General features: G+C 43.3%; 5 protein-coding genes. All 5 read right to left on the reverse strand.

Annotated elements, in window-relative coordinates:
- Positions 1-5 precede the first annotated feature (5 nt).
- The 5 genes from sprA to gatA all read right to left on the reverse strand — a co-directional run bounded on the left by sprA (position 6) and on the right by gatA (position 12952).
- A complete protein-coding gene (sprA, locus tag FHW89_RS23430) occupies positions 6-7031 on the reverse strand; it encodes a cell surface protein SprA (RefSeq protein WP_172337487.1) in 7026 nt (2341 codons plus the stop codon).
- A gap of 25 nt (positions 7032-7056) precedes the next feature.
- Positions 7057-7641 (reverse strand): Holliday junction branch migration protein RuvA, encoded by a 585-nt coding sequence (gene ruvA, locus FHW89_RS23435; RefSeq protein ID WP_172337488.1) that lies wholly within the window; start codon positions 7639-7641, stop codon positions 7057-7059.
- A 103-nt stretch (positions 7642-7744) separates the two neighbouring features.
- A complete protein-coding gene (locus FHW89_RS23440; protein WP_172337489.1) occupies positions 7745-10060 on the reverse strand; it encodes an NADP-dependent malic enzyme in 2316 nt (771 codons plus the stop codon).
- A gap of 169 nt (positions 10061-10229) precedes the next feature.
- A complete protein-coding gene (locus tag FHW89_RS23445) occupies positions 10230-11459 on the reverse strand; it encodes a lytic transglycosylase domain-containing protein (protein WP_172337490.1) in 1230 nt (409 codons plus the stop codon).
- Positions 11460-11527: 68 nt separating this feature from the next.
- Positions 11528-12952 carry an Asp-tRNA(Asn)/Glu-tRNA(Gln) amidotransferase subunit GatA gene (gatA, locus tag FHW89_RS23450; RefSeq protein ID WP_172337491.1) on the reverse strand — a complete coding sequence of 475 codons (1425 nt, stop codon included), beginning with the start codon at positions 12950-12952 and terminating at the stop codon, positions 11528-11530.
- Between the last annotated feature and the right edge of the window lie 56 nt (positions 12953-13008).

Consider the following 13008-nt stretch of genomic DNA (forward strand, 5'->3'; position numbering starts at 1 on the left):
ATAGCTTATTGCAGCAACAATTTAAGGTTGATACCGAAATTGGTATACGCGGTATTAAATGTTTGCGAAGTGTATGGCCTGGTAATATTTGAATCATAAAACAGATTCAAATTAAACCGCTGGTTGATCACATAATCAATGGATGGGCGTACAGTAATATTTTGCGCACCCGATGATATTTCGGCGGCTTCCACATCCGCCCGGTATATCAGGGTTTTATTATCCCGCAGGGAGAAATCGAGTTTGAAATTTACATCATTATCCTTACCCGGTCCACTAAACCAGCCAAACGGAAAATGGAAATTTTTGGTATGATACCCAAAACCAAACACAATAATACGCTCGTTTTGTTGCGCCAGCTGACTGTTTAGCAAGCTCAAACTTAATGACCGGCTTTGCCTGTACTCTACATTGGTGGTCATGCTGTTCTTGAACCTGATACTGGCGCCCAGCAAGGGTACAAACTGCTCAAAAATAGTTACCTGCGAAAACTGGTATTGGGGTAAAAAATCGTTGTTCAGATCCCGTGAATTAACGGCGCCATTAGCCTCCTGGTATTGCAATAGAGAGGTAAAACCGCTTACGTTATAGGACGACCGGTAGCCATGTGTCAGATCAAACGAGTCAAAAATATCCTGGAAAAACGGAATCTTGCTCAACCCGTTATAAGTGATCTGCCAGTTAGGTATCGGGATAGACGGAAACTGGGAAAGATTGCTTTTAGCAGGATTTTTACCCGTATAAGCCGCCAGGAAAGCCGGCACCAGTACATTTTGTGAGTTTGGCCCATAACCATCGGCATAGCCATCTGTACTACCCGAAGAATTGGGGTTTGTTGCCCCCAGTTTTTGGGAAATAGTTGAGCGGCTATCCAAAAGCTTTTGATAAATAGGCGATGAATTATTTACTCCGGTTGTTTTTTTGAACGCCGTAGCAATGGTTAAAAATGATATGCTGTAATTGCCGGTGGTTACCGGGCTTAAAGTTTCAATACTATTGGTTGATGGGAGGTATTTAAAATTAGCCTGGTAGTTATGATCCTGTGTTTTAAACGCGATAAGTTCAATTCGCAGATCCTTAAACGGTTCAATGATACCCCTGAAGTGCATATCCTCATTCATGGTGGTTACATACAGTTGGTTTTGCAGTGTATCCCTCGTGATCCAACCGTTGGCTACAGCCTTGGCCCGGATATCGGCCTGGCTACCCAGTAAAAATCCTAAACCGGGTGCTCCGGCGTCGGATCCAAAAAAGCCCGACTGTGGTAAATATCCCGGTAAAAATATACCCTGGGTGCGGGTATAAGTAGCGCTAAGGTTTTTAACGCTGGTTAACAATCCTATCAAAACTTTATCAATGCCTGTTTTGGTATTATTAGGGTTATTGGCTTTGCGTATGAACGGGAACTTATTATACAGCGACACCATATTTAATGTAGGGTTTAACTGTATGGCCCTGGAGTTTTGTATACTATTACCCACATCATACGTAGGATCATTGATTGCAAATAGAGGCTGTGTTTGCCAGTTAAAATGCGCGCTGTATCTGGCCACCATAGCTACCCAGTCCATCCCCGGTATTTTGGTGAATGGTACGTTATAGTTAAAGTTAATGGTGTGGTTATAGTTGGTGGTTCGGCCCAGTTTTTTCAGGTTATCCCAAAGGGTATCCCGTTTTAGGCCATTAATACGACCTGCAGGCTCATCAACTACCGAAAGATTGGTCGCGTCGATATCCATCTGCAATGATTTGGAAAGATTCCAGCCGATACCGTAAACCCGGGTAATATTAAAGTATTTATTGAAAGTGGTTGTAGGTACAGGGATAAAATTATTTGGGTCATTATCCCGCAAGGTATTTTCGGAATAAAAACGATCAAAATTGATACTCAGGTTTAACCGGGATGGCAAAAGGCTGAAATTAATATCCCGGAAAAGTGCCAGGAGGTTACTCTTAATGATTTTGGCAAACGGACTATAGTATTTGGGTTGATTTGTATAATTATAGGCCAGTGTAAGATTGTATGTTTTTTCCAGATCATTTTGAGTTACAAAATCATGGTGAGTATATTCCGTATAAGCGTATGAGGCATTCAGGTTTTCTACATCCCATAAATGGCTGGGGGCATTAGGATCTGTCCTTGCCTTATGTACGTTGGTAAAATTGAAACTTCTTCGGAGGGTATAATCAACAGCAGCGTTGCGTATCGAGTCGCGTTCACGACTGGAGGTTGCAGCAGCTAATGATGCTTTGAGCTCCACATCGGGTGCGCCCGGATCATATTGTGGCATGCTGGTTTGTTTGGACACATTGACATAGGTTGGGATGTGGATACCGCTCTTATCTGGGAAGAATTTTCCAAGTTCTAAATTGGCCGATACGTCATATGTTTGATCATCACTACGGCTCCTGTCGTTCAAACGGGAATCAAGCGTACCAAAGCCAATAGTAGTTTTAGTGCCGGCGATAGTGATATCGGCAAAATCGGCCAGCTTGGCGTCAAACCGGGCCGTCGCGGCCCAGCCACCACGTTGGTCAAAATCGGTTAACCTTAGTTCGTCAAACCAAACGGTACCGGTTTTATCCAGACCATCGTCAATATTTGATGGTTGCGCGCCTTTGTAAGGATTACGTACCCCCAGCATAATGGTACGCAGCTTGCTCAGATCCGGCTGACCTTTGATATAAACGGTTTGATTACCTTCCACGTATTTAAACACCTGGTTGTAGGGCACGTTGGAATGATTACGCTTCAATTTAGCTCGCGTTAACAAATCCAGTTCAAGGTCGATAGCGTTGACAGAGGGCCATATCGCGTCCGGATCTCGGGTACCAGGTGTTGTAACCTTTAAAGGTACCTGGTATTCATAATAGTTATCCTGGTAATCAACCCCTAAACGGATAAAAGCATTTAAGTCATTGTCCTTCAGCCGATCACCTTCGGCATGCACAAACATTTGGATTCGCTTATACGATCGCAGATCATTAAAAAAGGTTTTAAAGGCAGCCCGCGAATAACCATCGCGCAAACTTTTAACACTTAACGAAAGTGATTGCTCATTAAGTTTAGTATCTGTTTGCAGGTTATTATAATTACGCTGGCGATTAATCCCCGGCGGTACTACATACGGGATGGGCGTACGGTTACCGTTTTGTTCGATACTCACCGCCTGTACATCAAGCGTAGAATTATCAATTGGAGGGTTCGGAATAGCCGGGTCAGCAATCACATTGAGTGGGTTTCTTTCGGTATTAAAAGAACGCCATTCCCCGCGAACCAGCTGCAAGGTAGCAAAACGTAATACGGCGGTATCGGCAAAGTTGGTCATGAACATCCGCATAAAACGGATGGCTTTAAAATCCTGAATATTACCCACAGCGGCCTGATAATCGGTTATTGGGATCCTGAACTGGTACCAGTTAACCATTTGTGTACTGCCATTGGCCAGTTTTACCGATGCGGTAAGTTTATCGTTAATATAATTTTGGCCAACTACCATATCCCCGGGGCGGATGGATACTTTGTATTGAAAGTAGGAATCTTCAATACTCATATTATTATCGCGGTTAATATCTTCACCATCGGGCAGTGAGGTGGAAGCTGAGTTCTGGATCCCGAGTTCGGCCTGTGATTGTTCGGCAGTTTTGGAGTTGCCGTCGGTACCGTTGTATTTACTATAGCGATCCAAAATACCCGCCCTGGACTGGTCAAGATCACGCCCCTGGTAGTATTGATAATCATCAGAAGATGGGTCGGCAGAAAAATTATTGGCTGCCTGCGCACTTAACCGGCCTGTCAACTGCTGTACAACGGGTGCAAATTTCCTTTTTTCATCGGCATCGCTCAAACCATCTAAACCCACGTCCTGCAGCCTGCGCGAATCAGGATTGTTATCAAAAGCGTTTATTACCGGTTGCAGTTTGGTTACACGCCCCCAGTTCGTTTCATCAACCTGCGACAAATCGCCGTTTACAGGTAAGGCATTCTCTAAACTTTTACGTCCGTCTTTTAATATATCTTCAGATAAGCTGCCCAGGTTAAAATACAGGTCGCCACCTGCCGAGTTTGGTTTGTATACAAAGGGGTCCATCACCCAAAACTCAATGTATGATACGTTTAATGATTCAAAATCATTGGTTTCCATTTTCCGGAACATACCTCCCCAGCGCGATTTTGGATTTTGCAGCGTACCGTCACTATTAATGCCAGTTGTAGTATAGTTATAAGGCCCGCGTACGGTTGGGTAAAAAGCCAGGTTAAGTGTAGAAATAGCTAATTGTTGCCCGGTAGCCGGTTGTTTGTACGGGAACACCTCTTGCTCAATGATCTGCCTTACGTAATGGTTTGAAAGCTCCGACTTTGATATCGGAATACTACCCGTATTGGTATAAAATATAGGATCGATGTTATAAAATGCAAGCCTGGCCCGGTTATAGCCGTAGCTTAAATCGTTTGATAATTTCGATTCATCAAAAAGTTGCGGCGTGCCTGATATTTGCCAGGTGTTGGCACTTTTTACGTCAATTACCGATTGGCTATTTTCAAAATCGTCCAGGTAGGAAGTACCGTTTTTTGAGCCGGCAAAATTCAGGGCGCCGGGACTGCCGGGTAGTAATTGCGCAAACTCACCCGAGAAATTGATAGACGACGGTACCTTGGTATGGATAAAGGGGATCTTATCAACCAGCCGTGTTAGCAATCGTGATTCCGAACTATAGTTAGCATCAAAACCCCATATAGTATTGGAGATCGACTCTTGCCCGGCAACTTCATTCTGGTTCAGCGGTTGCTCGGTAAGGTGCATAATGGTACCTCCCAGGTTCAGTTTATCATTAACGTGATAATCAAACCTCGATCCATACAATGATTTTTGCTGTACGCCAAACAGTTCGTTATTTTCCAGTTTAACCGTGATCGGTTGCCCCGACGATAACAGCGCCTGATTCAATATCCGGATACGGCCGGAATTATAATCAACCGTGTAATCATTACCCTCTTGCAGTTTTAAAGAACCGGCAGTAACGTTGACCGATCCCTGTGGAATATTCACCGCGTTGAGCTGATACTCGGAGCCCCCCGTAGAGGTATAGGTACCCTTGATCACATATCGGTTTAAATTAGGAAAATATTGCTGTGCTATGGTTTTGGTGGAATCATACAGGGGCTGGTATACATATCGTTTAGCCAGATCAGATTCCCCCGGCAAAAACTTTTTATTCAGATCAGAGCCAAAGGGTTCCAGCACTGGGAACATGATGCGGCCGTTTTGCGAATCGATGGTGATCCCCTCCAAAAAGTCGAAATAGCCATCAGGCTGCGTATTATTTTGCTGGTTGAGATTATCGAGGTCTGTTATCTGCAGCCAGAGCTTTCCTTTAGTGTTCTGGCCTTCCTCCATCACCGTTTTTTCGATACCTGATTTGTCATCAAGCCGGGTTACCGTAAGTTTAAAATCGGTGGGGCTAACCTGAAAAGCGCCTAATGAATAAATGTTCTTCATCATCAATTTCCAGGTAGGTAAATTGGTTTTCAGCAATTCGCCTTTCAATAACTTTACAAATAACACTTTTGGTGTGTTGGGATCAACGGCCACATCACTGCTAAACTCACCCACCTGGTATTGCTGTCCATTAACCGTATACTGATAAGCAACCGCCAGTACCTCATCATTATTTAAAGGGTAATTGAGCGATATATATCCCAGTTGAGGGTGCAGGGTATACTCCTTATCGGTAAGCTTACGGGCGTAAGTAAGCTTGGAATAGTTATCCGTGGCTCCACTACTTTGAAAATAATTGGCTATGGTGTTCGAGTTAGTTTGGCGCACATCTGCCGGTAAATTGTTAAGCAGAGAGTTTGATTGTTGTGCAAAACCCGGACCTTTAAACCCCGCCGGATAAACGCTTCCGCCACCTTGTATCCGTGTTTTATTATAAGGGTTATTTTCGCCCAGATCAAGGAAGGCCAATATATCCCTTGAATCGGTGGTTACGTTGGTACGATTGGTTGTCCAAACCTCAATTTTGGTAATATTGACATTGGAACTGATAATAGGTATCCGCGACAGCGCTTTATCATAATTATCACGAAAATACTGTGATAAAAAGAAGTGTTTATTGGCTTCATAATCGGCAGGTGTAACCCGGAACTCCCCTTGCTGCGACCCGTTTGTTATGGTAATAGTTTTGGATTGCGATCGCTGTTGCGACAAAATACTCGTTACATCCAGGCGCCCAAATTTCAGTTTGGTTTTAATACCAAACAAAGCCTGGCTGCCCGTAATAAGCGTGGTATTCAAAGGCATACTTACCGTACCTGCCTCCACTTTCTGAATAATCTCGTCTGGCGATCCGGTGTAATCCAGCTTTATCTGGTTATCAAACTGAAACTGCGCGTCAGTATTATAATTGGTAGTTATTTTTAACTTATCACCAATATTTCCGGTTACGTTCAGCTGTATCTTCTGATCGAAATTAAAATTAAACTGGTTGCGCTGCCTGGTGGTAAACAGCGGGTTCTGGTTTTGATTTAATTGGCCAGCCAGGATCATTTCTGCCGATCCCTGTGGCCTGATATCGATAGTTTGACCACCAAAAATCTGTTCAAAAGTACGGCTGCGCACTTTTATTGATGGTATAAAACCAGGCTGTTGCGAAGCATAGGCATAATTATCGGCAAGCTGCTGATAATATATACGTTGATTGGATCGGCTTTTTAACTTTAAATATTGGGCAAATGTTAAATACTGCGGCGGGCGATATAATAAGTTACCAACTCTTTCATATAATATATATCGGTTTGTTGCAGGGTCGTATTCAACTGTTCGGATGAGATTGGGAGGATCGGGATCAAAAATACCATCCCTGAGCCTGAGGTTTCTAGGTTCGGTTAGGTTAACGGGAGTGCCCGCGAGTGCCGTATCTCTTTTAGCACTCGTAACGCGTTGTTGTGCATACACACTCCCCACCCCACTAAATGCCAAAATAAACAACACACTTATAATAATATTATAAGTAAATATTTTTATCAAAGGTCAAGTTAGAATTTGTACGTAATTATAGAGTTTTTAATGCAAACTTTATAAGCTGTTCAACAGTTAAATCTCCATTATTTTTATTGATCTCCTGATCCAATACCTTTTCGGCAGCATTACGCGCAAAGCCCAGCATAACAAGTGCAGAAAGCGCCTCGTCTTTAACTGTCTTGCTCACAGGCACAACAGTTAAAGTGTCAGGTCCTTCTTTTCGCAACTTATCCTGCAGCTCCAATATAATGCGTTGTGCCGATTTGGGACCTATGCCTTTGATACGTTGTATTAAAGCAACATTGCCGCTAACAATAGCTGCCTGTATTTCGGCAGGGGTAATTGATGATAACATCATACGCCCCGTATTTGGCCCTATGCCGGATATGGATACCAGGTGTAAGAACAAGCGACGCTCACCGTCATCTGCAAAACCATATAATGTGAGCGCATCCTCTTTTACGTACTGCCAGATAAATAGTTTACAATTTTCTACTTCTCCGACCTTTGAATATGTATTTAACGATATATTAATGTGATAGCCAATACCGCCGGCGTCTATAACAACGTGCGAAGGACTTTTGAATACCAGTTTACCACTAATATAATCGTACATAATATTATTTGTTTTTTAGTATCAAGTAGCTAGTATCAAGACAGCTAAATTAGCTTTATAAATAAACCTTGCAAAAAATCTTGATACTAGCTACTTGATACTATTATTTACTTCCTTTAAGTTTATTTAAAATACCTTTTGGTTTGCTGGCTTCGGCCTTTTCCTGGGCATCAACAACCGCTATGGTGATCATATTTACAATTTCACGAACCGAACTACCCAGTTGCAACACGTGCACCGGTTTTTTCAATCCCAATAATATAGGTCCTACAGCCTCGGCACCACCAATTTCCTGCAATAACTTGTAAGCAATGTTACCCGATTCCAGATTAGGGAATATCAAAGTATTAGCTGGTTTTCCGTTTAGGGTTGAAAATGGGAAGTTATCTGCCAACAAATCGGAGTTGAGGGCAAAGTTGGCCTGCATATCACCATCAACTACCATATCCGGATATTGCTTGTGCAGCAATTTCACGGTTTCTCTTGTTTTTTCGGGAATGGGACCGTCATTTGAGCCAAAGTTAGAGTACGATAATACAGCTACCCGCGGACTGATGTTAAATTGTTTAACAGATTTTTCGATCAACACGGTAATATCTACCAGCTCTTGTACAGATGGGTTTTCGTTAACGGTGGTATCGCCAAAAAATACAGGCCCTTTTTGAGTGATCATCATGTACATACCTGCCACACGGTTCACTCCTTCTTCGGTACCGATAATTTGCAGAGCCGGTTTAATGGTTGGAACATAATTTTTGGTTAAACCCGAGATAAGGGCATCGGCTCTGCCAAACTGCACCATGCAGGCACCGTAATAGTTACGGTCGCTCAGCATTTTGCGGGCTTCAAATAAGGTTACTCCTCTGCGCTGGCGTTTTTTATACAGAAACTCGGCATACTCTTCCATGTTTTCACATTTCACACGAGGATCGATGATCTGAACATCATCCAGGTCAAGGTCATTCTCGCGCATGATACGCCTGATCTTATCTTCGTTACCCAGTAATATCGGGGTGGCTATGCCTTCCTCTTTTACTATCTGAGCCGATCTTAGTATTTTGTAATTATCAGCCTCGGCAAAAACTACACGCTTTGGGTTTTGCTTGGCTTTATTGGTGAGGTTACGCAGCAATTTATCATTGGTGCCTAATCTTGATCGCAATTCTTCATAATAAGCTTCCCAATCTGTTATCGCTTTACGGGCGACTCCAGATTCCATGGCTGCCTTAGCAACGGCGGCCGATACTTCCACAATAAGTCTTTGATCCATCGGTTTAGGGATGATATAATCCCGTCCGAATTTAAGATTGGTAGTATTATAGGCCAGGTTTACAGCTTCCGGAACCGGCTTTTTAGCCATTTCGGCAATAGCGTGTGTGGCGGCTATTTTCATGGCCTCGTTAATGGCAGTTGCCCGCACATCAAGCGCGCCCCTGAAAATATAGGGGAAACCCAATACGTTATTTACCTGGTTAGGATAATCAGAACGACCAGTGGCCATGATGATATCATCGCGGGTTTGTACCGCCAGATCATAATCAACTTCGGGCACCGGGTTGGCCATTGCAAATACGATTGGCTTTTTGGCCATTGATTTCAACATATCCGCGTCAACCACGTTTGGCGCAGAAAGGCCAACAAAAACGTCGGCATTTTTCATGGCATCGGCCAATGTTTTGATATCTGTACGCGTGGTGGCAAACTCCAGCCTGATATCATCCAGATCAGTACGCTCCGGTGTTAACAAACCATTGATGTCAAACATCACCAGATTTTCCTTTTTTACGCCCAGCGAAAGGTACATCTTGGTACACGATACCGCGGCGGCACCTGCACCGTTAACTACCATTTTTATCTTGTCGAGCTTTTTACCTTGTATTTCGCAGGCATTCATTAAAGCCGCACCGGATATAATGGCTGTGCCATGCTGATCGTCGTGCATTACCGGGATATTCATTTCGGCTTTCAACCTGCGCTCGATCTCGAAACAGGTTGGAGCCGATATATCTTCCAGGTTAACGCCACCAAAGGTAGGTTCAAGCGCTTTTACAATAGTTACAAACTCATCTACACTTTTAGCATTTACCTCAAGGTCAAACACATCAATATCAGCATAGATCTTGAACAACAGTCCCTTCCCTTCCATTACTGGTTTGCTGGCCTCCGGGCCAATATTACCCAGGCCCAATACCGCAGTACCGTTACTGATAACCGCCACCAGGTTACCTTTGGCTGTATATTTATATACATCCTCTACATTTTCTGCTATGCGAAGACAAGGCTCTGCAACACCCGGCGAATACGCCATGGTAAGGTCGCGTTGTGAATTGGTTGGTTTGGTAGGTACTACCTGTATTTTCCCTGGACGACCTTGTGAGTGGTAGTTTAAGGCGTCCTGTTTACGGTTGTTCTTGTTCATTTTCTCAAAATTCAAGCGCTCAAAATTACAATTCTTTTTATGGTAACCCGAATAAAAAAGCCCGGCTTTGAAATGCATCAAAACCGGGCCCCTCATATTCAGGTATTTAATATTTTTTCACTGTCAATTTCACTTATCGGTATAGCTTTCCGTGTCTAAGTCCCTGCAATTATAAAACTCTTTTGGTGTGAGGACTTACTGCCGCGCTGGTCGAGTCATCATCTCCGTTACTTACTTTGATGCTCACACCAACAGGGGCACGATTACTTTTCAGATGGTTCCAAACTTTCAGATCCTGCACTTCAACTCCAAATTTATCGGCAATGGAGGCCAAAGTTTCGCCTTTTCGAACCCGGTGGCGGGATGGCATTTTACGTTCAGGCTTATTTTCGGTATAAGAAGCATAGCTCACTTTTGGTTCCGGAGCTGCTGCATCACCGCCATTCAATACATTATATAAAACGGCATAGTTTTCCTTTGCTACCTGCGGCAATATCAATCTTCGCGGCAACTTTGGTGAACCGTTAACTATTAATCTTCTGTAAGCCGGGTTTAATATAGCCAACTCATTGATGTTTACCTTAAGGGCTTGCGATATGCTGCTCAGGGCCACATATTTTTTAACCATAACCGTATCAGTCTTCAACGAAAAGTTACAGCCTTGTGGAACAATGTTATGTTTATTAAAATAATGCATTATATAATTTACCGCTATAAAAGCAGGCACATAACCACGGGTTTCGGCAGGCAGATATTGACGGGCGCTCCAAAAATCATTGGCACCTGCTTTTTCAACCGCGCGCTCTACATTGCTTTTGCCGCAATTGTATGATGCGATAGCCAAAAGCCAATCGCCAAATTCCTGGTAGGCGTCTTTTAAATAAGCTGCGGCGGCATAAGTGGCTTGTATTGGGTCGCGACGTTCGTCAACATAGCTATCCATATTTAAACCATATAATTTGGCTGTGGTAAACATAAACTGCCATGGCCCGGTTGCCCCTACTCTTGATACCGCGTTAGGATCAAGCTTTGATTCAACTATCGACAGGAATTTTATCTCTTCGGGTATACCAGCATCGTGGAATGCTTTTTCGTAGATAGGAAAATAATATTTGGAAAGACCGATCACCTGCCCCATCTCATCGCGGTTTTGCATGTACAGATCGATATAGCTCTGTACGTACTCATTATATTCCAGCGGGATGTCTTTGCTGATGGAATCTAAACGGCGTTCATAAATACCCCTTAATGGTGCCGGGCCCGCAGGCTGGGCAACGGCTTTCCGAAGGATGGTATCCTGTGCGATATTTGGCCATTGAAATGTTGATCTTGAAGAAGCGTTTGCGTAAACAATTTGCAGTAGTAAAAAGCAGATAGTAAGCGTAAATAGTTTCTTCATTCTTTAGGGATTTAATTTAACCAAAGACTATAATCAACGAGGGATATCTTACTAAATTATTAAATTTTTTAAAGTTCAAGGAAATATTTTGAAAAATTCAACAGTTCCTGTTCGTTAAAATGCTTAGCAAGTAATTGTAAACCTAACGGCAAACCTTTGCTATTATTGCCAACAGGCAGCGAAATAGCGGGTACACCAGCTAAGGATGCCTGTACGGTAAAAATATCCGAAAGATACGTTACTACCGGATCTTTTTCTTCTTTACCTATAGCAAACGCAGGTTCCGGAGCTGTGGGTACCAGTATAAAATCATACTCCTTGAGGATCTCGTCGGTTTTTTCCCTGATCAGTCGGCGCACTTTCTGGGCTTTGGCATAATAGGCGTCATAATATCCGGCGCTCAATACAAACGTGCCCAGCATAATGCGACGTTTTACTTCTTTACCAAAACCTTCAGACCGGGAACGTTTATAGGTTGATTGCAGATCATCAGCTGCAGGACTGCGATAACCATAATGCACCCCATCGTACCTGGCCAGATTTGATGAAGCTTCGGCCATGGCTAAAATATAGTAGGCCGGTACCAGATAATCCAGTTGCTCAAAAGCGATAGGTGTTACCGTATGCCCTTCTGCACGCAGTTTATCAATATATTTTACCAGTACATCCTTTACCTCGTTATCAACACCGGGACTGGAGATAGCTTCCTGCAAATAGGCGATCTTCTTTTTGCCTGTTTTTTCGATATGTTCAGAAAACGCGGGTACTTCTTGTTGAGCCAGTGTACTATCGTAATCATCAGGACCGGCCATAACCTCCAATAACAGAGCAGCATCCTCTACCGACCTGGTAATTGGGCCAACCTGGTCAAATGACGAAGCGAAAGCGATGATACCATGCCTGGAAATACGGCCATAAGTAGGTTTTAAACCGATAACACCACAAAATGAAGCTGGTTGCCTTACAGAGCCGCCGGTGTCTGTACCGATAGCCGCATGGCACATATTGGCCTGTACGGCAACCGCCGAGCCCCCTGATGAACCACCCGAAACCCTGGTCTCGTCGGCCATATTTTTTACCGGACCGAAATAAGAGGTTTCATTAGCTCCGCCCATGGCAAACTCATCGCAATTGCAGCGGCCAATAATAATCACGTCTTCGGCCAGTAAACGTTCAACAATCGTTGATGAATAAATGGAGGTGAAATCTTTTAATATTTTGGATGAGGCACTTACCTGGTGCCCCTTATAGCAGATGTTATCTTTTATGGCGATAACCATTCCGGCCAGTTTGCCGGCAGTGCCGTTTTTTATACGGTCGTCAATGTTTTTTGCATTGATCAATGCTTCTTCTTCAAACACCTCGTTGAAGGCATTCAAATGAGCATTTTTTTTAATTTGATCAAGATAGTTTTTTACCAGTCCTTCAACGGTAATTTCCGCACGTTGCAGCCCACTCCTTATTTCACTTAAAGAGGAATAAAATTTAGCCATGGGGCTAAAATAAAAAACTTATCTGTTGAAATACGAAATAATTCAACAGATAAGTT

It is taken from the genome of Mucilaginibacter sp. SG564 (genome assembly GCF_013149275.1).
GTDB lineage: Bacteria > Bacteroidota > Bacteroidia > Sphingobacteriales > Sphingobacteriaceae > Mucilaginibacter.

Bases quoted from the DNA above. Each gene is read 5' to 3' on its own strand.
- ruvA (WP_172337488.1), bottom strand. From the start codon at position 7,641: ATGTACGATTATATTAGTGGTAAACTGGTATTCAAAAGTCCTTCGCAC.
- FHW89_RS23440 (WP_172337489.1), bottom strand. From the start codon at position 10,060: ATGAACAAGAACAACCGTAAACAGGACGCCTTAAACTACCACTCACAA.
- FHW89_RS23445 (WP_172337490.1), bottom strand. From the start codon at position 11,459: ATGAAGAAACTATTTACGCTTACTATCTGCTTTTTACTACTGCAAATT.
- gatA (WP_172337491.1), bottom strand. From the start codon at position 12,952: ATGGCTAAATTTTATTCCTCTTTAAGTGAAATAAGGAGTGGGCTGCAA.